Here is a 21118-nt window from a genome sequence, read left to right on the forward strand (position 1 = left end):
TCATGCAAAAACTCCGATCGGTTCCGCCAAAATGTCCGTGCGGGGAAGGCGGGGATGTGCGGGTACTTCCCCCATCCCTTCTATAGAACTGTCATGTGCTAAGGTATTATTAGTAGTTACTAATCTGACAGTTTCCTGGTCGGGGTATAGAGAATACCCGCACATCCCCGCCTTACCCGCATATCTGAGAACCCAAACGTTCTGCTTTGCGTGCCTGTCTTCCTCCGCTTCGAACTTCAGCCCGGAGACAATTCGTCCTTTGTACCTCTTCAGCCATTGGCCGAGCCTTCTGGTGTCGATGGTCGATCGGTCGCCGGCAACTGTCATTAGAGCGGCCCGCAGGTCGGGAAACGCATCAGCGCGCTCTTTGAGTTCGCCAGCGCTCAAAGGAACCTCAACGCCGACGCTTTCGAGCCACGTTCCCATCACTGCGTTTAAGCTTGAGAGAACTGGATCTTCCGCGCGTGCTGCTTCCATCGTTTGTACCGGGTCCGCGCACCCAAGCCAGATCAGAGGCGAGCGAACGAGCTGCGACCAGTCATCGAAGGAAGCGAGATCGCGGCGCTGCCCGGGAAAGCCTGCTTCCTTATAGGCCAAGACGATTGTCAGGATGGCGGCAACGTACTTCCCGCGGTCGGCGAGCACCGTGTCAAAGGGTTTGTCATCGAACGGCCGCAGTTCGGGGCGTTCCTCGCCCGTGTCCAAGGTGCATACGACGGTGCGCCGTACTATGTCCCCGACCAGATGCAAGTTGTTGCCGGTGGCGAGAATGGTTGCTTTGTTCTCAATCCGCACCAATTCGCTTTTCCCGAGCACGCGGACTTGCACGGCAGGACGCTCCACAATCTGGCAAAGCGCATCGCTGCCAAGCGCCCCGTTAAGGTTATCAATCGAAACAAGAGGCTGGCCACCCAACAGGGCAGCACCGAGACGCTTTTCAAGCTCCTGTTCGTCTTGATGCGGCGCGATGACCGGGCAAGGCTGGCCCGTCGAGATGGCCGCTGCAAGGTCCGTGAGGTAGCTCTTGCCAGATCCGGGTGCGGGCGCCCGGACCGCGTGAAGTGGGGCGCACGCCATAGCCCCGCGTACTACGGGCGTCATGAGCATCGACAATGCCACCGACCGGTCTGCCTCGGTTACGAAGGTGAAACCCCGTAGAAGCCCCAGCAACAACGCCAGGGCCTGTTGTGCTTGCTCGCGGGTTGGCTTGTTCGCGATCTCCGGCATCGTGGGCGGCCTCTCAAGCAACAGACCCGTCGCCGCGTCATACCCAGGCTCAGAGAGCATCGAGTGGTCCGGTCGTAGAGTGGGCGTGGTGATCACCCCTGCGAGCTTCGGAAGCGTCCACTCACCATCCCGAGACAAGATGACTTCGGCGACCTGTTTGGGTGGATCTGCCCGAACCATCTTCTTCGAGCGAGCATCAAACTTTTCCCAATCAGCCACGCGGGCCAGATGGTCGGTGATCCCGTCCTTGCTCACCTTGACCGTGCGCGGCACTGCCGCTGTTCGACCTTTCGTCGCTGGCAGTTCTTCAACGAACGGCCGGACGATCGCCCCGCCGCGTGTGTAAAGCGGAGCCCCGCCGACAACCAGCGCGGCCTCTGCCTCTGTCGCGATAGACGCTAGCTCGCCGGCGCGGATCGTGATCAAGGGACGCTCGCGAGGGGTCCCTTCGTTGCGATCTTCGCCGACCTCCTGATGCCAGGTTTCGCGCTCTGCAATCTTCGCTGCGGCTGCCTTGCCCCAATCCCGGGCGAACTGCCGCAAAGGGAGATCGTGAGCGTTCCCGACCATCGGCCATGCGTGGACGAGTTCCGTATAGTCTTGTGCGTTGAACGCAACCGACCCCGCTCGGCCTAGTTCATGCGCGAGGCACATCCTCCAGCCAGAGCCGGTTTTGTCGTCACCGAGATACTGCTGATCGCCTGCCCAAATTCGGTCTAAGCGTTTCGAACCTGCGCATGCCGCCTTGAAGCGTTCCTGCAAATCGGCGTCGAGATCGTCAAAGCTGCCGACTGCGCGAGCGCTGTCCAGGTCGATGTCGTTGAAGGCGGCTTGAATGAAGGGATCGGGATCAGTGCTCGACTTCTTACCCCCGGCAACCTGCACCAGTCCCTGCTCGAACGCTTCGAGCGTGTAGCGCCGATCATTCTGGAACAGCAGTTTCGCCGGCCGAGCTGAACGGCCTGCGGCGCGCTTCTTCTTGTTCGGCAGGTTCATCGTCGCCGGAAGCCGAAAGATGTGCTCAATGCTGTGCACGTCGTCGCCGCCGTGAATGTTCTGCAACGCCTCGCCTTGGGCCTCGGCGCGCTCCTGCCCGCCGTTGAGGGCGTCCACCTTCTCCGTCAGCAGCCAGAAGTACTGATTGCCGCCGCCGGTATCGAGGGTGATAGACGGCGCGAGTGTCAGCGTCTGGGCCTTCTTTGCTTCTTCATCGAGGTCCATCCGGGCGCGATCGAACGCAACACCCTCCTCGGGATCGACATCTATGACCAGCGCTCGAATAGAGGCGATGTCCTGCTTCTTCAGCTTCTTGTCGGGGCTGTTCGGCTTCGGCTCATTGGCCGTGAAATACAGGTTCCACGCCCCGTTGTAAGCGTCCGCCCATTGAGCAATTTCCGCCCAAGAGCCGGGCGCGAAGGTCTTGCCGAAGATCTCCCCTGTATCCGGGTGAATTCTCACCAGGTTGTGCCAGCCGTTCGGGTCAAGAAGTTTCAGGAAGCCGACGACTGCCGCTGCGGCCTCGGAGAGTTGCAGCTGTGCCGGTGTCGGCGCTTCGGGTTTAGGCTTCGCGGTATCGACCAGCTTCAATGGCACGACGGCCATCTCGGCTCTCATCTTATCCCACGCCGGATTGCCGGTGCTGATGATGTGCGGTATAGTCATTGCGTACCTCAATTGTTGGCCGGTAGCGAGAACTCGACCTCTCGCGCCGGCTTTTCCTTTTCAAAGATGATTGTTCGATACGACCAGCCGGAGTTTCGGCTTCGGTCGGCAGGCTGCTCGCGCCCTGAGCAGGATCGCGAGGCACTCCGCATCGACGAGTATTCGGCCTTCGCTGCGGTTGCTTTCGAGCTTGCCGCATTGGGCGAGACTGCGAATGTGGCCGGCAGTCCAACCAGAGCGTCTGGCAGCTTCTCGGACTGTGATCATGTCAGATACGGGCGGAAGGGAATTTAGTTGGTGCATTGGTCGTCTCCTAAGTCGAAATCGAACGCCGACTTTCACACGGCGCGGGGTGCTGAAATAGAGACGGTTTTCGGGTGGAAACCCGCATGCCTGTCCAGCTCCTGCGCGGCCATCTCTCGCAGCCCCAGCGTCGCATCGATCGCTTTCGCAAGTTCCAAGCCCGACAGTCCTGCAAAGCGCTTGCCAGCGCGGGCTCGCGCATAAAGTCGCTCAAAGGCTGCGAGCGGCCAGTCGATGGCTCGCTCCCGCAACAAAAGCGCCTCGCCAGGCGAAGAACCCCACCGTTCAGTCATGAACGCGCCACTTTGAAGCCAATCGAGCTGAGTGCAGTCCCAAAGATGGGCGGTTGCTCGCGTCCGCTGCCGGCGCGCTCGAACTTGTCGATCGATCAAAGTCCCGACGTCATCAAGGATGCCGTGCGCCTCGCAAGCGCTCCGGACGTTACGCTTATCCAGTCGCCCAGCAGCCTGCGACTTCACGATACCGTCGTTCAGCCATTGTGCTGTTTCCGCATAGATCGAGCTTCGGGAGAGTGTGGGGGCCTGCCGTTGAATGTGTTGCGCGGTGTGTGCGACTATCGTGCGGGTCGGGCGTACCGGGAGGTGCGCCGGGACTTCGCGCCTGAGATTGCCTTTTGGCGGGCGCGGCGCCTTCATCTTCTCAACCTCGCCGGCATAGAAGCGCGCCTGTTCCCAATGGCGATGTCCCTCCAGCCCGACGCGGACAAAGTAATCGACCGTCTCCGCTGGCGCTTCAGGTAACCGACTTTGAACGTCTTTGCGGATCGCGCCTTCGACAAAGGCGAGAAAGCTTGGGTCGTCTGTCGGTGGAGTGCCTGCCGCGTCGGCTTCGCACCAAGCGAGGACGCAGTATTCGAGGAAGGCCAATCGGCCTTGCGGATGGGGCTGGTGGTAACTGGTGCCGTACCTGCGTGCGTCGCTCATGCTCGCGCCTCCTGCACCGCTGCGGATGCCTTCAGGCCGTCCACGTAGCGGACAAGGGACACGGTATCGACAAGCGTGCGCTGGCCTATGCTGATGAACCGGAGCTTGCCGGCTTTTTCCAGATTGTAGACGGTGGAGCGGCTGACGGCCAAAAGCTCGGCCACTTCTCGTGTTCGGAGAAACGGACGTTCGGACCAGTGAGCGACCGGATCAGAGGGGATCGACTTCTGCATAGCAATGCCTCGGTTCGTGCAGGCATCGCGCCCGCGTCAGTTGATTTTCATGCTTTACGCTCCGTGAGGTTTGGTCGTCTCAGGTGTCACAATACGGCGGTCTTGTCTGGATACGCAAGAGATAACTGCCGCCAAAACTCAATTCAAGCTACTGATATTGTAAGACAATTCGGCATTCTTTCGTGCCGTTCTGCTTCGTAAGGCGTTGGCCCGCTTGGTGTTCTCGGGCTCGCTTAGGCGGCGTCTTCTTCACGGTCGAAAAATGCGATCAGTGCCCGGCGGCTTGCGAAATACCGCTGCCCGACCTGCCTAATCGGCGGGATCTTGCCGCTCCGAACCATATGGTGAACTTGGGGGTAAGTCCTTCCGATCACCTTCCCGATCTCGGCCAGGCCCCAAATCAGATCCAGTTCCTTTTCCTGCTCTGCCATCTCCTGTGCTCCTTCGTCTGTGTGGCATCGGTGTGTCCTTGATTGTGTGTCATAGGTGTGGCACTGATGTCAAGAGCGTCAATTGTTTTGAATGGTGAGCGATAGTTATGGCGAGAGAAGACCTGCATTTCCGGCTTCGCATCCCGGAAGACCTGAAGAACAAGGTCGAAGAGGCTGCGGATCGCAACGGGCGCAGCATGACGGCCGAAATGGTCGAGCGGCTCGAACTGAGCTTCAACGAAGGCAGCCGCCGGGACTATTCCCGGCGCATCGATCTGTTGCTCGACAATGAAGCCCGTCTTCGCGACACCTACAGCCGCGCCGTTGCTGCGCTGGATCAGGGTGACGTGGGCAAGGCTCGGGAGCTGCTGATGGTCGGGGCCTACTTCGAACGGCGGTCGGAAACATGAGCGTCCGCAAGAGACAATGGATCACGCCCAAGGGCGAGAAGAAGAGCGCTTGGATTGTTGACTATGCCGACGCCCAAGGGAAACGGCGGCAGAAGACGTTCGCCCGGAAGAAGGAAGCCGACCAGTTCGCTGCGACGGCCACAATCGAAGTTCGGGAAGGAATACACGTCGCAGACAGCGCCAGCGTCACGGTCGAGAAGGCCGCAGAATTCTGGATGAAGGACGGCGAGCGGCAAGGGCTGGAGCGAACAACGCTTGACCAGCGCCGGCAGCACATCGATTTGCATATCAAGCCGCTGATCGGCTCAATGCTGCTTTCCAAGCTGACGGTCCCGGCCGCCCGCGCCTTTCAGGACGAATTGCACGAGAAGGGCCGATCTGCGGCAATGGTCCGCAAGGTCATGACCAGCCTCAGCAGCCTCATGTCCGATGCAATGGAGCGGGGCCTTGCCACGCGCAATCCGGTTCGGGAGATGAAGGCCAAGCGCAGCACCGGCCGGGAGAAAGCGCAGGAGCGGCGCCAGAAGGGCAAGCTGAAGATCGGCGTCGATATCCCGACACGAGAGGAAGCGAAGGCATTCGTCGCAGCGCTGGAGGGCCGCTGGCGCCCCTTGCTGATGACGGCGGTTTTCACCGGAATGCGAGCCTCAGAACTGCGCGGGCTGCGGTGGGAAAGCGTGGATCTCGACAAGCGGCAAATCCATGTTGTTGAGCGCGCCGACCGCTTCAACGATCTCGGCCGGCCCAAGTCGGCGGCGGGTGAGCGGTTCATCCCCATTCCGCCCATGGTGGCGAATACCTTGCGGGAATGGCGGCTGGCCTGCCCGAAGCTCAAGGTCGACGAGAAGGGCGAGACGCGCCATGTGCTCGACCTCGTATTCCCGAACGGCAGCGGCAAGGTCGAGAGCTTGGCAAACATCATCAATCGCGGCCTCGTGCCGATGATGATCAAGGCGGGCGTGACGATCGAGACCGACGAGACTGACGAGAACGGAAATCCTGTCCTGAAGGCCAAATATACCGGCATGCATTCGCTGCGGCACTTCTACGCCTCGTGGTGCATCAACAGGCCGGAAGATGGCGGGCTCGGCTTACCGCCGAAGGTCGTCCAGGAACGGCTTGGGCATTCCACAATCATGATGACGCTCGACACCTACGGCCATCTGTTCCCGCGCGGCGATGATGCCGACGAGATGGCAGCGGCGGAAGCTTCCTTCCTGCGCTGATCTGTGGATGCAGCATGAATGCGACATGGACGGTGCAAGCCCTGCGCTGTATAGGGTCTGCTAGGATTGAAAATCCGCGTGTCGGTGGTTCAAATCCGCCTCCGGGCACCATTTTTCTTCAAACTTCCCAAACGTAGTATTGGTCGTCACGCCACAGGCTCCGACCCAAAGCGTTCGCTTCAGCCTCCTTAAAAAGTCACGCGCCACATCTGCATTTTAGCTCTTTCTTTAGGCTGCATGGCGCTTCTTGTGCCCGCTTGCCATTGTTCTCGTGAGGGCTCTCGCCTCTACTCACAATTCACGCATCGCTTGACAAGTCGATTGACCGGTGACGATTTTTGATTTACGAATGACGAAATTCAAAAATCGTCAGTCGTAAATCATCATGACCCAGAGCACAGTCCCGTCCACCGAAGCAGCCGATATGGCCACCCGCATCCTTGAGGCGGCGGAGGGGCAATTTCGTCACTACGGATACAGCAAGACAACCGTCGCCGATGTGGCAAAGGAACTCGGCATGTCGCCGGCCAACATCTACAGGTTCTTCGGCTCGAAGAGCGAATTGCTGGAGGGGGTCTGTGCCCGCCTCCTGCATCAGAGCCTGTCAATCGCCCAGTCCATCGCCGCCCTTCCGGTCAGTGCGGAGGAAAGGCTGCGCCGCTATTCCATGACGCATTTCGAGTTCACCGTGGCCACCATGCTCGATGAGCGCAAGGTGCATGACATGGTCGTGGCCGCGATCGAGCAGAGCTGGGGTGTCATCGACAAGCATATCGACGAAATCCAGGCCATCCTGACCGACATCATTGCGGAAGGCATGGAAAAGGGAGAGTTCGCCAAGGGCGACCCGGCCCATGCGGCGCGCTGTTTCGGCGCGGCGACCTCGCCACTGCACCATCCTCAGATGGTCGCACAGTGTATCGGCAAGACCAATCGCGCCGGTCCGGAAGATCTGACCGAATTCGCCATCCGAGCCCTCAAAGTCTGAGACCCCGCCGGGGAGGAACCACTATGTCCGCCAGCGTCCGCCTGTCCCTGAGTGCATTGTCCCTTTTCGCCGCCTTCGGGCTCGCCGCCTGCACGGAAGGCGGTGCGGAAACGGTGGAGCAGCCAAGCCTTCGCCCCGTGAAGGTGATCGAGGTCGAGGCGCCCTCGACCGCGCGCGAATTGCGCTATTCCGGAACGGTAAAGGCGCGCAGCGAAGCTGCCGCCGGCTTTCGGGTGGCCGGCAAGATCATCGAGCGCCTGGTCGATATCGGCGATCGTGTGATGCCGGGTGACGTGCTGGCGCGTCTCGACGTGACGGATTACCAGTTGCAGATGCGCAGTGCCGAGGCGAGCCTTGCCGCAGCCGACCGCCAGCTGGAAACGGCCGATTTCGCTCTCAAGCGCGCCGATGCCCTTTACCGCCAGCAGGTGACGACCAAGGCGCAGCTCGAGCAGGCGCAACTCACCTATAACCAGGCCCTCGCCACCCGCGACAGCCAGCGTTCGTCGCTGGAGCAGGCGCGAAACCAGGTCGCCTATGGCGAGCTGAAGGCCGACAAGCCGGGCATCGTCACCGCCATCAGTGCTGATGCAGGCCAGGTCGTGGCAGCAGGCAGCCCGGTCGTCACGGTCGCCGCCGACGGCGAGAAGGAAGCGCTGATCGCAGTGCCGGAGAATGAGATCTTCGCATTCGCTCCAGGCAAGCAGGTCGAGGTAGGCTTCTGGTCGAAGGATGGCCTTGCCCTCAAGGGAACCGTTCGCGAAGTTGCCGGCAGTGCGGATGCTACGTCGCGAACCTTTGCCGTGCGCATCACGCTTCCCGAAAATCCGCAGATCCTGCTCGGCATGACCGCGCGTGTCACGGCGCTTGCGCCGTCGGACAAGAATCTGTTCGAGCTGCCGCTGTCCGCCCTTGCCCAGGATGCTGCCAAGCAGCCGAAAGTCTGGACCGTCGACCGCACCGCCGCGACCGTTCATGCGCGACCGGTCACGATCGACACGTTTTCCGATACGGGGATCCAGGTGTCTGCAGGTTTGAAACCCGGCGACCTCGTGGTCGTGGCAGGCACGCAGTTCATGGCGGAAGACATGAAGGTTCGGCTGGCCAACGAGAACCTGTCGCGGTCGGCCGAGGCTGATCAGAAAACCGCCACCGTCACGCCCGACGCCGCCACCCGGTAAGCCCAGCGCGCCCCCTACCTTCGGGACATTTCAATCATGACAAACTCTCCTGTCGAACCGGGCTCGTTCAACTTGTCCCGTTGGGCCATCGCCCATCCCAGCATTGCCCGTTTCCTCTTCGGTCTGATCATCCTCACCGGTCTCTTCGGATTGATGCGCATGGGCCAGAAGGAAGATCCGGACTTTACCTTCCGCGTCATGGTGGTGCAGGCCTTTTGGCCGGGCGCATCGCTTACCGATATGCAGGATCAGGTCGTCAACAAGATCGAGCGCAAGCTGCAGGAGACGCCCTATCTGGACTGGGTCAAGTCCTACACCCGGCCGGGCTCGGCCATCATCACGCTGCAGGTGACGGGCAACACCGATGCCAACGACGTGGCCGACGCCTTCTATCAGGTGCGTAAAAAAGTCGGCGACATCGAAAACGAGCTGCCCGAAGGGTTGTTGGGCCCTTACTTCAATGACGAGTTCGGCGATACCTACATCACGCTCTATGCCCTGACCGGCGATGGCTACAGCTATCCCGAGCTGAAGCAATATGCGATTCAGGCGCGCGATGTTCTGTTGTCGACAGAGGGCGTCGAAAAGGCCGTGATCCTCGGCGATCAGCCGCAGAAGATCTTCATCGAGGTATCCTCCCAGGCGCTCGCCGAACGTGGGCTGACCTTCACCGATCTGCAGAGTGCGCTTGCCGGCCAGAATGCGATCGATGCGACCGGGAGCATTGACACGGGCTCCAGGTCCGTCCGCATATCCGTCGATGGCGGCTTCTCCGCCGCGGAAGACATCCGAGAACTGCGCCTCAATTCCGGCAACCAGGTCACGCGTCTGGGCGATATCGCCACAGTGACCGAAGGTCTCGAGGATCCCTATCAGCGCAAGTTCCGGTTCAACGGCAAGGATTCTGTTCAGGTCGGCGTCGTCATGGCCAAGGGCTTCAAGGTGACCGATGTCGGCGATGCCGTGGAGGAGACGCTGGAGCGTTTCGAGGCGACCCTGCCGATCGGCCTCGAGGTCTCGCAGATTTCCAATCAGCCGGAGGTGGTTCGCGAGGCAATCGGTGAATTCATGAAGGCGCTCGGCGAAGCTCTGCTGATCGTGCTCGTCGTCTCCTTCGTCTCCATCGGCTGGCGCTCTGGTCTGGTGATTGCGATTGCCATCCCGCTGGTGCTCGCCGCGACCTTCGCCGTCATGTACGAACTCGGGCTCGACCTGCAGCGCATCTCGCTCGGTGCCCTGATCATCGCGCTCGGCCTTCTGGTCGATGACGCCATGATCGTCGTGGAGATGATGGAGCGAAAACTGGAGGAGGGGCTTGAGAAGCTGGATGCGGCGAGTTTTGCCTATTCCTCGACAGCCTTTCCGATGCTGACCGGAACGCTCATTACGACGGCCGGTTTCATCCCGGTCGGCTTCGCGGAATCGACCGCCGGTGAATATGTCCGCTCGCTGTTTTACGTCGTGGGCATCTCGCTCATCATTTCCTGGTTCGTCGCCGTCTATTTCACGCCCTGGCTCGGTTACATGATCCTGAAGCAGCGGGCCCATGCCGGCAGCCATCACGACGCTTTCGACACCCGCTTCTATCGTCGCCTCCGCGCGACCGTCTCCTGGGCCGTGGAGCACCGCATCATCGTGATCGTCTCGACGCTCGCCATCTTTGCGGTCAGCCTCTGGTCCTTCCAGTTCATCCCGAAGAACTTCTTCCCGCAATCGTCCCGCCCGGAAATCCTTGTCGACATGTGGCTGCCCGAGGGCACCTCGATCAAGGAAGTCGAGGCCGAGGCGAGGCGCCTCGAAGCGGAATTGCTGACCGATCCGGATCAACGCTTCGTCGCAACCTATGTGGGCGAGGGCGCGCCGCGCTTCTTCCTGCCGCTCGACCAACAGTTGCGCAATCCGAACTATGCCCAGCTTCTGGTCATGGCGAGGGACGAGGATGCACGCGAACGTCTGATCACCAAGCTGCGCATGACACTGGCGGAAGACTTCCCCTCGGTGCGGGGCAAGGTCGATCGACTGTTCCTGGGGCCGCCGACCGGATGGGCTGTGCAGATGCGTGTGAGCGGACCGGAGCGGGACGAGGTTCGCCGCATTGCCGATCAGGTGAAGGCGCGCTTCAACCAGAACCCCGTTTTGCAGGCTGTCCATGATGACTGGCTCGAGCCGGTCCCCGCGATGACGCTGGTCGTCGACCAGGATCGTGCCCGTGCCCTCGGCGTCTCGTCACAGCGCCTGCGTCAGATGCTGCAGGCGACGATGAGCGGTGCGCCGCTCGCAGACGTTCGCGCCGGTGAGGAAACGATCTCGATCGTGGCCCGGGAGCCGGAGGATAGCCGCCGCCTGTTGACGGCTGTCAACTCGATCTATGTCCCGACGGATCTCGGCGCCTTCATCCCCTTGTCGCAGATCGCCAAGGTCGTGCCGAAGCTGGAGCAGGGCATCGAATGGCGTCGCAACCGTTTGCCGACGATCACGGTGCGGGCCACCTTGCCGGATGATGTGCAGTCGAACGATGTGACCTTGAAGATGTTCGATGAGATGCAGTCCTTGCGCGACAGCCTGCCAGCCGGTTACGCGATCGAGATCCAGGGCGGCGCAGAAGACAGTGCCGAGAGCCAGGATTCAATCGCAGCCAAGGCACCGATCATGCTTCTGGTCATCGTCGTGCTGCTGATGATCCAGCTGCAGCATTTCGGCAAGGCCATGCTGGTGCTTGCAACCGGGCCACTTGGCATCATCGGAGCCGCTGCTGCATTGCTGATATCCGGCGCCCCGTTCGGATTTGTCGCGATCCTCGGCGTTATTGCCCTGCTCGGCATCATAATTCGCAACTCGATCATCCTGATCGATCAGATCGACCAGGATATCGCGGCCGGCATGGAACGGCGTGAAGCGATCATCGGTTCCGCCGTCCGCCGCTTCCGCCCGATCATGCTGACGGCGCTGACCGCAGTCCTCGCGCTGATCCCGATTTCGCGCGGCATCTTCTGGGGACCGCTGGCCTACGCGATGATGGGCGGCATTCTCGTTGCAACCGTCCTGACCATCCTGGTTCTCCCTGCAGCCTATGCTTTCTTCTTCGGTCGCTCTCCCCGCAAAGCGTGACCGAAGGAGAGGAGGAGAGGGTCCCCAAGCCTCTCCTCCTTCCCCTTTTCGCCGTGCCAATGGCGTTGCGTTTCATTGTTTTTTTTGATCGGTTGATAAATTTTCCTTCCGTTGTTAGACCATCGCGACTCGCTTGAGAGCCCTTGCCCTTTTGCGACGCATCATCGGATGCCTCCTTGATTCTCAATGGCTATCAAAGATCTCTAATTTTTGATGCGTTCGAAATGCGGCTTGTCGTGTTAGGAAATAATTAAACTGCTCGGCGCCGATTATGGCGAAAACCAGACCAATTCTGTGACGGAATTGAGCCGAATCTCTCTTTACAACGTTTCCGAAGGCGATAAGACACTGCATCAGTGATCGGGTGGATGATCTCTGGTGCTTGTCAGAATACGACGTGCCGCGAGAAGCCCTTCGATCGCCGGAAGACCGGTTGACCCCGACCTTCACAAAACACGGGCGCGATCCACGCGCTGCGGGACCAAAAGAACCGGCGAGGACGCTCGTCCTTTGCCTTTGGGAGACTGTTCATGAAAACCAAGTTCGCTCTTGCAGCTGCAGCACTTGCTGCAGCCACTTTCCTGTCGGGTGCCGCCAGCGCCAAGACCTTCGTTTACTGCTCGGAAGGATCGCCGGAAGGCTTCGATCCCGGCATGTACACCGCCGGCACGACCTTCGATGCCTCCGCGCATCCGATCTACAGCCGTCTGATGGAATTCAAGCCCGGCACGACCGAAGCCGAAGCCGGCCTGGCCGAAAGCTATGAAGTCAACGCCGAAGGCACCGAATACACCTTCAAGCTTCGCTCGGGCGTCAAGTTCCACACGACCGAGTTCTTCACCCCTTCGCGTGATCTCAACGCCGATGACGTCCTTTTCTCGCTGGATCGTCAGCTGAAGGCCGACCATCCGTGGAACCAGTATGTTGCCGGCACCTCCTGGGAATATGCCGCAGGCATGGGCTTCCCCGAGCTGATCAAGTCGATCGAAAAGGTCGATGACATGACGGTCAAGATCACGCTGAACAAGCCGGAAGCGCCGTTCCTCGCGAACCTCGCAATGCCTTTCGCATCGATCGTTTCGAAGGAATATGCCGACAAGCTCGAAGCTGAAGGCAAGAAGGAACAACTGAACCAGATGCCGGTCGGCACCGGTCCGTTTTCCTTCGTTGGCTACCAGCAGGACGCCGTCATCCGCTACAAGAAGAACGCCGATTACTGGGGTGGCGCGCCGAAGATCGACGATCTCGTCTTCGCGATCACCACGGATGCTGCCGTTCGTTACCAGAAGCTCAAGGCTGGCGAATGCCACCTGATGCCGTTCCCGAACGCAGCCGACGTCGAGACCATGAAGTCCGACCCGGCTCTGACGGTCATGGAACAGGAAGGCCTGAACGTCGCATACCTCGCTTACAACACGACCCAGGCTCCGTTCGACAAGCCGGAAGTGCGTAAGGCGCTGAACAAGGCGATCAACAAGGAAGCCATCGTCGACGCCGTATTCCAGGGCATGGCGACTCCGGCCAAGAACCCGATCCCGCCGACCATGTGGTCTTACAACCAGTCCACGCAGGACGACGCGTATGACCTGGAAGCTGCGAAGACAGAACTCGAAGCCGCTGGTGTAACCGGCCTTTCGATGAAGGTCTGGGCAATGCCGGTTTCGCGCCCCTACATGCTGAACGCACGTCGCGCCGCTGAAATCATCCAGGACGATTTCTCCAAGATCGGTGTTACCGTCGAGATCGTCTCCTACGAATGGGCCGAGTATCTCGACCGCTCGAAGGCCAAGGATCGTGACGGCGCCGTCATGCTCGGCTGGACCGGCGACAACGGCGACCCGGACAACTTCCTCGACACGCTGCTCGGCTGCTCTGCCGTCGGCGGCAACAACCGCGCTCAGTGGTGCAACGAGGAGTTCGACGCCCTGGTGAAGAAGGCCAAGGTCACCTCCGACCAGGCCGAGCGCACCAAGCTCTATGAAGAAGCACAGCTCGTCTTCAAGCGCGAAGCGCCGTGGGCCACGATCGACCATTCGCTCTCGATCGTCCCGATGCGTAAGGAAGTCTCTGGCTTCGTCCAGAGCCCGCTTGGCGACTTCACCTTCGAAAACGTCGACATCGCCGAGTAATCGAAACAGACAATCTTTCGCCGCGGGCCTTGGCCCGCGGCGTTTGTCGTTGATACGAGACCGATCTCGCGTCATGCTCGAACGCTCAGGCGGAGCGGTTGTGGCAAACCTCAAACGGCCACGGGGCCGTGGTTCGACCTCCTTAAAAACAACAGGTCTCACACATGTTTGGCTTTCTCCTGCGACGGCTCGCCGTCTTGATCCCGACCTTTATCGGCGTCTCGATCATTGCCTTCGCTTTCATCCGGCTTCTCCCCGGCGATCCGGTCGCGCTGCTCTCCGGTGAGCGCGTCATGTCACCCGAGCGTCACGCACAGATCAGTGCGCAGCTCGGTCTCGACCGTCCGCTCGTCATCCAGTACTTCGATTATCTCGGTGGCGTTCTGACCGGTGATTTCGGCACATCGATCGTCTCGAAAAGCCCGATCATCGACCAGTTCTTCGCGCTGTTCCCGGCCACGGTCGAGTTGTCCCTCTGTGCGATCCTGCTGGCCGTCGCCATCGGCGTTCCTGCCGGCATCATCGCTGCCATCAAGCGTGGCTCCTTCTTCGACCAGACCATGATGGGCATCGCCCTTGTCGGCTATTCCATGCCGATCTTCTGGTGGGGTCTTCTGCTGATGATCCTGTTTTCCGGCATCCTGCAATGGACACCGGTATCGGGCCGCATCTCGCTTATGTACTTCTTCCCGCCGGTCACGGGCTTCATGCTGATCGACAGCCTCCTGTCTGGTCAGAAGGGTGCCTTCGCCTCGGCCGCCAGCCATCTTATCCTGCCGACGATCGTGCTTGCCACCATTCCGCTCGCCGTCATCGCCCGTCAGACGCGCTCTGCCATGCTCGAAGTCCTGTCGGAAGACTATATCCGCACGGCACGCGCCAAGGGCCTTTCGCCCTTTCGCGTCGTCGGACTACATGCGCTGCGCAACGCGATGATCCCGGTCATCACCACGATCGGCCTGCAGATCGGCGTCATGCTCGCAGGCGCCATTCTCACCGAAACGATCTTCTCCTGGCCGGGTATCGGCAAGTGGATGGTCGATAGTGTGTTCCGTCGTGACTACCCGGTCATCCAGGGAGGTCTCCTCCTGATCGCCGGCATCATCATGGTCGTGAACCTCATCGTCGACCTGCTCTACGGCCTGATCAACCCGCGCATCCGCCACTAGAAGGATAAAGTCCCATGGCAGAGACAACAGTCAGCCAGCCGGTTTCGAGCGCTCAGATGCGCCGCCAGATGCTGGCCGAGTTCTGGTTCTACTTCTCCGAAAACCGCGGTGCCGTCATGGGCCTCGTCGTTTTCGTCGCCCTCGTGCTGATCGCCGTTTTCGCCAGCGTCATCGCACCGCATTCGCCTTTCGAGCAATACCGTAACGCTATTCTCCTGCCGCCGGCCTGGCTCGAGGGTGGCAACTGGAGCTATCCGCTCGGTACCGATCCTGTTGGCCGCGATATCCTGTCCCGCCTCATCTATGGCTCGCAGTATTCGCTCTTCATCGGCGTTTTCGTCACCACGCTGTCGCTGACAACAGGCATCGCGATCGGCGTCATTGCCGGTTACTACGGTGGCTGGCTCGACACGGCGATCATGCGCCTGATGGATATCATCCTGGCCTTCCCGTCGCTGCTGCTGGCCCTCGTGCTCGTTGCGATCCTCGGCCCCGGCCTGACAAACGGCATGATCGCAATCGCTCTTGTCCTGCAACCGCATTTCGTCCGTCTGACCCGCGCAGCGGTGATGTCGGAAAAGACGCGCGACTATGTGACGGCCGCCCGCCTTGCAGGTGCAAGCCCCTTCCGCCTGATGTTCAAGACGATCCTGCCGAACTGCATGGCGCCGCTGATCGTCCAGGCGACGCTGTCCTTCTCGAACGCCATCCTCGACGCAGCCGCCCTCGGCTTCCTCGGCATGGGCGCCCAGCCGCCGGCACCGGAATGGGGCACAATGCTGGCCGAAGCGCGCGAATTCATCCTGCGCGCATGGTGGGTCGTGACCTTCCCGGGTCTCGCCATCCTGATCACCGTTCTCGCCATCAACCTGATGGGTGATGGCCTGCGCGATGCGCTCGATCCCAAGCTGAAGAGGTCCTGATCATGGCACTTCTCGAGATTCAGAACCTCACCGTCCAGTTCGAGACGGCCAGTGGTTGGTTCAAGGCGGTCGATGGCGTGTCGATGTCGGTCGCACCTGGTGAAGTGCTTGCCATCGTCGGCGAAAGCGGCTCCGGTAAGTCGGTCGCCATGCTCGCCGTCATGGGCCTTCTGCCCTGGACGGCGAAGATCACCGCGGACAAGATGGAATTCCTGGGGCGCGACATCCAGAAGATCTCGGCCGCCGAACGGCGCAAGCTGATCGGTAAGGACGTGGCCATGATCTTCCAGGAGCCGGTCGCAAGCCTCAATCCCTGCTTCACCGTCGGCTTCCAGATCGAGGAAGTCCTGCGTCTGCATATGGGCCTTGGAGCGAAGGAGCGTCGCGAGCGCGCCATCGAGCTGTTCAAGCTGGTGGGCCTGCCGGATCCTGCAGAGCGCCTGAACCACTTCCCGCACCAGATGTCGGGCGGCCAGTGCCAGCGCGTGATGATCGCGATCGCGATCGCCTGCAATCCGAAGCTCCTGATCGCCGACGAGCCGACAACAGCCCTCGACGTGACGATCCAGAAGCAGATCCTCGACCTTCTGATGAAGATCCAGACGGAAACCGGAATGGGCCTGATCATGATCACCCATGATATGGCCGTGGTGGCCGAGACCGCCGACCGCGTCATCGTCCAGTACAAGGGCAAGAAGATGGAGGAAGCCGACGTGCTCTCGCTCTTCGAAAACCCGAAGAACCCCTATACCCGTGCGCTGCTTTCCGCACTTCCGGAAAACGCCACCGGCGATCGCCTGACGACGGTCTCCGACTTCCTGGCCGCCGCTGAAACGGGAGGTGCCGCATGACCGCCGCCACACAAACCCCGATGCTCGAGATCCGCGACATCAAGCGCGATTATCGCGTGCCGCAGGGCATGTTCAAGGACGACAAGATCGTCCATGCGGTGAAGGGCGTGTCCTTCAAGCTCGACAAGGGCAAGACGCTCGCCATCGTCGGCGAGAGCGGCTGCGGCAAGTCCACACTTGCCCGCATTCTGACCTTCATCGACGAGCCGACGGCGGGTGAATTGCTGATCGACGGCCAGAAGGTCGATACCCGTCCGGGCCATCTGACCTCCGACATGCGCCAGAAGGTACAGATCGTCTTCCAGAACCCCTATGGTTCGCTTAATCCGCGCCAGAAGATCGGCGACGTGCTCGGCGAGCCGCTGCTGATCAACACCAAGATGAGCGCTGCTGAACGTCGCGAACGCGCAACCGAGATGCTGGTCAAGGTCGGCTTGGGGCCTGAGCACTACAACCGCTACCCGCACATGTTCTCGGGCGGCCAGCGCCAGCGTATCGCGATCGCCCGTGCACTGATGCTCAATCCGAAGCTGCTCGTGCTCGACGAACCCGTTTCCGCGCTCGACCTCTCGGTCCAGGCTCAGGTCCTGAACCTGCTTGCCGACCTGCAGGAAGAGTTCGGCCTGACCTATGTCTTCATCAGCCACGACCTCTCGGTCGTGCGCTACATCGCCGACGAGGTGATGGTGATGTACTACGGTGAGGCCGTGGAATACGGCACGCGCGATGCGGTTTTCTCGGATCCGCAGCACGAATACACGCGCACGCTGTTTGCCGCGACGCCACGCGCCGATGTGGAATCAATCCGCGCCCGTATGGCCAAACGTCGGTTGGCACCGACGGCCGGTTGATAGCTTTCTGAAGCTTGATGCAATGACAAAGGGCGCCGACAGGGCGCCCTTTTTCTTACGGCAGATAGCCGTAGGAGATCTTCGGACTGTCGAACACCATCGTCGACCTGATTGTCTTGATCTCGGCCAGACGATCGAACTCCTGCCAGATCAGGCGCTTGTAGTCCGTCATGTCGCGCACCGAGATCTTCAGGAGAAAATCGAAGCCGCCGGCAACGGCATGAATCTCCACCACTTCCGGCAGTTTGCCGACATGGTCGATGAAACGCTCGCCGACCTGCGGCGTCGTGCGATCGAGAGTGATTTCCACGAAGGCCTGCAAGCCCAGGCCCACCCGCGGCGCATCGACGACGATTGCCTGCCGGATGATCCCGCTCGAATAGAGACGGGCAAGCCGGCGCGAAAGGGGAGCCGCGGTCAGCCCGACACGCTCGGCGAGTTCTGCATTGTTCAGGCTCGCATCGTCCAGAAGGCAGGCGATGATCTTTCGATCGATCCTGTCCAGGGTCGCGCTCTCAGCTTCCATTATCGATCTCTACTATCCATAATTACGCAAAATTCTATCGTAAAAATACCATTTCTGGCAATGTGTCTTAAGTTCAGTTGGTGCCGGACATGAAATCCGCAGAGACTTTGCGCGGCAAACTTGATATCTCTCGTCCAACACAATCGCATTTTGACGAAGGTCCCCGATGTTCGACAAGCTCGCCTCCCAGCCCAATGACCCGTTGCTTGCCCTGATCGGGCTCTACAATGCCGATCATCGCGCCGACAAGATCGACCTCGGTGTCGGTGTCTACCGTGACGATCTTGGTCGCACGCCGGTCATGCGCTCGGTCAAGGCGGCCGAGAAGGAACTGTTGGAGAAGCAGGACAGCAAGTCCTATGTGGCGCCGGAAGGTGACCGCGTCTTCCTCGACCTGCTCTGGGATCTTGTCGGCGGCAAGGGACAGGGCAAGTTTGCCGCGGGCGTTCAGACCCCCGGCGGTTCGGGCGCGCTGCGTCTCGCCTCGGATCTCATTGCCCGCGCGGGCAGCGGCCGCATCCATCTTGGCCTGCCCAGCTGGCCGAACCATGCCGGTATCTTCGGTGCGACCGGCCTCAGCGTCGAGACCTATCCCTATTTTGATGTGCCGACGCAGGACGTCCGTTTCGCCAGCATGATGAAGGCGCTGAGCAGCGCACCGCGTGGCGATGCCGTGCTCATTCATGCGAGCTGCCACAATCCGACTGGCGCCACGCTGACGTTGGCCCAGTGGGAAGAGCTGGCCGCGGTGATCGCCGAGCGTCGCCTCGTACCGCTGATCGATTCCGCCTATCAAGGCTTCGGCGCCGGCATCGAGGAAGATGCGGCTGGTCTGCGCACGATCATCGCCGCAGTGCCGGAAGCGCTGGTTGCCGTCTCCTGCTCCAAGTCCTTCGGCATCTATCGTGAGCGCACCGGCGCCATCTTTGCCGTTGCCGAAACGCAGGATGCGGCCGACATCGCCCGCTCGAACCTCGTGACCATGGCGCGCACCAGCTATTCCATGCCGCCTGATCACGGTGCGGCCGTCGTGCGAACGATTCTCTCCACCGAAAACCTGCGTCAGGACTGGATCGACGAGCTGAACAGCATGCGCGATCGTCTCAATGGCCTCCGCCGCGAACTGGCGGCAGCCCTCGGGGATGGTTGGCAGCTGGCGCCGCAGATCGCCGAGCAGCAGGGCATGTTCTCGCTCCTGCCGCTCAAGGAGGCCGATGTGCTGGCGCTGCGCAAGGATCACGGCATCTACATGCCAACCTCTGGACGCATCAATATTGCGGGCCTTAAGAGCCAGGATATTCCGCGCGTCGCTGCTGTTCTGAAACCGCTTCTGGGCTGAGATCATGACCACGACCACCGTGAACCGGGCGGGCGCCGAGCGCCATCGCCTGTATGAAGACGTGCTCGCGATGATTTCCGGCACGATGTTCGTCTCGCTCGGGACGCTGATCTATACCGAGACCATGCTGACGGTCGGATCGAGCGCCGGCCTCGCGCTGCTTCTGTCCTATGTCAGTGGCTGGGGCTTTGGGGTGATCTTCTTCATCGTCAATCTGCCCTTCTACATCCTGGCGGTAAAGCGCATGGGCTGGGCTTTCACACTCCGGACCTTCACCGCTGTGGCACTTGTGTCGATCCTGTCGAAGCTGAACGGCCAGTGGATCGATTTTTCCCATCTCGATCCACTCTACGCCACGGTGATCGGCGGCGGACTGATCGGGACGGGGCTGCTAATGCTCTTTCGCCACCGCACGGGTCTCGGCGGCATCAACATCCTCGCCATGTATCTGCAGGACAAGACAGGGCTGCGCGCGGGCTATTTCCAGCTCGGCGTCGACCTGACGATCCTCGCAATCGCCTTCTTCGTGCTGCCGGCCGACCGCTTGGCGCTTTCGGTACTGGGCGCTGCCATCGCCAATCTGATCCTGGCCATCAACCACAAGCCCGGTCGCTACATGGGTCTCAGCTGAGGTTGCTGACGGCGCCAACCCGGCGCCGTGTTCACGGTGACCAACGGGCGCCTTTGGCGGCAGGCTTCGATGTGGGCATCCCGTGAGGCGGACGTTGCGCTGCAGGACAGTGGTGATGACGTCACTGGGCCTGCTGTGCAATCAGCACAGCGAGGCGCTTTCCATGAAGCATGACATTTACACACCTCGCAAACTGATATACTAATATTTCAGTTGGGAGGGCGCGATGCCGGAGACAGAGAAGCACGCTGGGAAAATGCGCACCGTTCCCGTCGAACATCATCGCGGACGAACGCGTGACGGACGTGCCGCGACCCGGATCCATGCGATCTTGCAGGACGAAATTGTCCGCTTGCAGTTGAAGCCGTTGGATACCCTGAACGAGAAGCAGCTCGGCCAGCGCTTCGGCGTCAGCCGCACGCCTGTGCGTGAAGCTCTGCTGCGACTGGCAGATGAGGGGCTCGTCGAGATCTATCCCCAGTCCGGCACATTCGTCTCCCGCATCCCCCGCCGTGCGCTTTACGAGGCAATCCTGATCCGCAAGGCGCTCGAGGCGACCACCGTCTCACTCGCCATTGCCGCCATGACGGACGGCAGCCGCTTGCAGTCGCTCGAAGACAATCAGGCAGCCCTGATAAAAGCAGCCGAGGCCGGTGACATTCCGCTCTTCCACCGGATCGACACCGAATTCCATCAGTTGATCGCCGACATCGCCGGCTACCCGGGGATCTGGACGGTTATCGCGCAGGTCAAGGTCCATATCGACCGCTATCGCTTCATCACGCTGCCTCGCACGGGGCGGCTTGATATCGTCATCGCCGAGCATGCGGCGATCATCGAGGGGATCCGTGACCGCGACGACGGCGCGGCGGTACTGGCCATGAGCCAGCATATCGGCCGCATGACCGAGGAGCTGGACGATATCGGGGATCTCGATCCCGAGCTTTTCATCGACGCCTAGATCGAACAGGCGGCCCTTGCCAGAT

19 protein-coding genes are annotated in these 21118 nt (G+C 60.7%); 13 read left to right on the forward strand and 6 right to left on the reverse strand.

What is annotated here, in order from left to right:
- The 5 genes from ACQKP1_RS02485 to ACQKP1_RS02505 form a co-directional block, all read right to left on the reverse strand.
- Complete coding sequence (locus ACQKP1_RS02485; RefSeq protein WP_427274068.1) at positions 1-2889, reverse strand: hypothetical protein; 2889 nt, start codon at positions 2887-2889, stop codon at positions 1-3.
- Between the two features lie 60 nt (positions 2890-2949).
- Positions 2950-3192: a hypothetical protein gene (locus ACQKP1_RS02490; RefSeq protein ID WP_427274069.1), complete on the reverse strand. Its 243-nt coding sequence runs from the start codon at positions 3190-3192 to the stop codon at positions 2950-2952.
- Positions 3193-3227: 35 nt separating this feature from the next.
- The gene (locus tag ACQKP1_RS02495; RefSeq protein WP_112685379.1) at positions 3228-4136 is read right to left on the reverse strand and encodes a hypothetical protein; all 909 of its coding nucleotides are present in this window, start codon (positions 4134-4136) and stop codon (positions 3228-3230) included.
- Positions 4133-4369, reverse strand: a complete 237-nt coding sequence (locus ACQKP1_RS02500) for a helix-turn-helix transcriptional regulator (protein WP_427274070.1) — start codon at positions 4367-4369, stop codon at positions 4133-4135. Before ACQKP1_RS02500 ends, ACQKP1_RS02495 begins: the two co-directional genes overlap by 4 nt.
- 233 nt (positions 4370-4602) lie before the next feature.
- On the reverse strand, positions 4603-4800 hold the full coding sequence (locus ACQKP1_RS02505; protein ID WP_427274071.1) for a hypothetical protein: 198 nt from the start codon (positions 4798-4800) through the stop codon (positions 4603-4605).
- 107 nt (positions 4801-4907) lie between these two features.
- Between ACQKP1_RS02505 and ACQKP1_RS02510 the strand changes: the two genes are divergently transcribed.
- The 10 genes from ACQKP1_RS02510 to ACQKP1_RS02555 all read left to right on the forward strand — a co-directional run bounded on the left by ACQKP1_RS02510 (position 4908) and on the right by ACQKP1_RS02555 (position 17636).
- The gene (locus ACQKP1_RS02510; protein ID WP_427274072.1) at positions 4908-5210 is read left to right on the forward strand and encodes an Arc family DNA-binding protein; all 303 of its coding nucleotides are present in this window, start codon (positions 4908-4910) and stop codon (positions 5208-5210) included.
- A complete protein-coding gene (locus ACQKP1_RS02515; protein WP_427274073.1) occupies positions 5207-6436 on the forward strand; it encodes a tyrosine-type recombinase/integrase in 1230 nt (409 codons plus the stop codon). Before ACQKP1_RS02510 ends, ACQKP1_RS02515 begins: the two co-directional genes overlap by 4 nt.
- 385 nt (positions 6437-6821) lie before the next feature.
- Positions 6822-7424, forward strand: coding sequence for a TetR family transcriptional regulator (locus tag ACQKP1_RS02520; protein WP_427274074.1), 603 nt, complete (start codon positions 6822-6824; stop codon positions 7422-7424).
- 23 nt (positions 7425-7447) lie between these two features.
- The gene (locus tag ACQKP1_RS02525; RefSeq protein WP_427274075.1) at positions 7448-8605 is read left to right on the forward strand and encodes an efflux RND transporter periplasmic adaptor subunit; all 1158 of its coding nucleotides are present in this window, start codon (positions 7448-7450) and stop codon (positions 8603-8605) included.
- 36 nt (positions 8606-8641) lie between these two features.
- Positions 8642-11713: an efflux RND transporter permease subunit gene (locus ACQKP1_RS02530; protein WP_427274076.1), complete on the forward strand. Its 3072-nt coding sequence runs from the start codon at positions 8642-8644 to the stop codon at positions 11711-11713.
- A 530-nt stretch (positions 11714-12243) separates the two neighbouring features.
- Positions 12244-13842: an ABC transporter substrate-binding protein gene (locus ACQKP1_RS02535; protein ID WP_427274077.1), complete on the forward strand. Its 1599-nt coding sequence runs from the start codon at positions 12244-12246 to the stop codon at positions 13840-13842.
- 164 nt (positions 13843-14006) lie between these two features.
- Positions 14007-15011, forward strand: coding sequence for an ABC transporter permease subunit (locus tag ACQKP1_RS02540; RefSeq protein ID WP_006727901.1), 1005 nt, complete (start codon positions 14007-14009; stop codon positions 15009-15011).
- A 14-nt stretch (positions 15012-15025) separates the two neighbouring features.
- The gene (locus ACQKP1_RS02545; RefSeq protein ID WP_427274078.1) at positions 15026-15934 is read left to right on the forward strand and encodes an ABC transporter permease subunit; all 909 of its coding nucleotides are present in this window, start codon (positions 15026-15028) and stop codon (positions 15932-15934) included.
- A gap of 2 nt (positions 15935-15936) precedes the next feature.
- Positions 15937-16785, forward strand: coding sequence for an ABC transporter ATP-binding protein (locus ACQKP1_RS02550; protein WP_006727899.1), 849 nt, complete (start codon positions 15937-15939; stop codon positions 16783-16785).
- Positions 16782-17636, forward strand: a complete 855-nt coding sequence (locus tag ACQKP1_RS02555) for a dipeptide ABC transporter ATP-binding protein (protein ID WP_427274079.1) — start codon at positions 16782-16784, stop codon at positions 17634-17636. The genes ACQKP1_RS02550 and ACQKP1_RS02555 overlap by 4 nt, the downstream gene beginning before the upstream one ends.
- A gap of 55 nt (positions 17637-17691) precedes the next feature.
- Here the strand turns inward: ACQKP1_RS02555 and ACQKP1_RS02560 are convergent, their stop codons facing one another.
- Entirely contained in the window at positions 17692-18162 is a 471-nt protein-coding gene (locus ACQKP1_RS02560; protein WP_427274080.1) for an Lrp/AsnC family transcriptional regulator, read from the reverse strand.
- 166 nt (positions 18163-18328) lie between these two features.
- Here ACQKP1_RS02560 and ACQKP1_RS02565 point away from each other — a divergent pair, with 166 nt between their 5' ends.
- The 3 genes from ACQKP1_RS02565 (at position 18329) to ACQKP1_RS02575 (ending at position 21093) form a co-directional block, all read left to right on the forward strand.
- Positions 18329-19501, forward strand: a complete 1173-nt coding sequence (locus ACQKP1_RS02565; RefSeq protein WP_427274081.1) for an amino acid aminotransferase — start codon at positions 18329-18331, stop codon at positions 19499-19501.
- Between the two features lie 4 nt (positions 19502-19505).
- Complete coding sequence (locus ACQKP1_RS02570; protein ID WP_427274082.1) at positions 19506-20132, forward strand: YitT family protein; 627 nt, start codon at positions 19506-19508, stop codon at positions 20130-20132.
- Between the two features lie 226 nt (positions 20133-20358).
- Positions 20359-21093: a GntR family transcriptional regulator gene (locus tag ACQKP1_RS02575; RefSeq protein WP_427274083.1), complete on the forward strand. Its 735-nt coding sequence runs from the start codon at positions 20359-20361 to the stop codon at positions 21091-21093.
- Positions 21094-21118 lie beyond the last annotated feature (25 nt).

This window comes from Allorhizobium sp. NPDC080224, assembly GCF_050281005.1.
Classification (GTDB): Bacteria; Pseudomonadota; Alphaproteobacteria; order Rhizobiales; family Rhizobiaceae; genus Allorhizobium.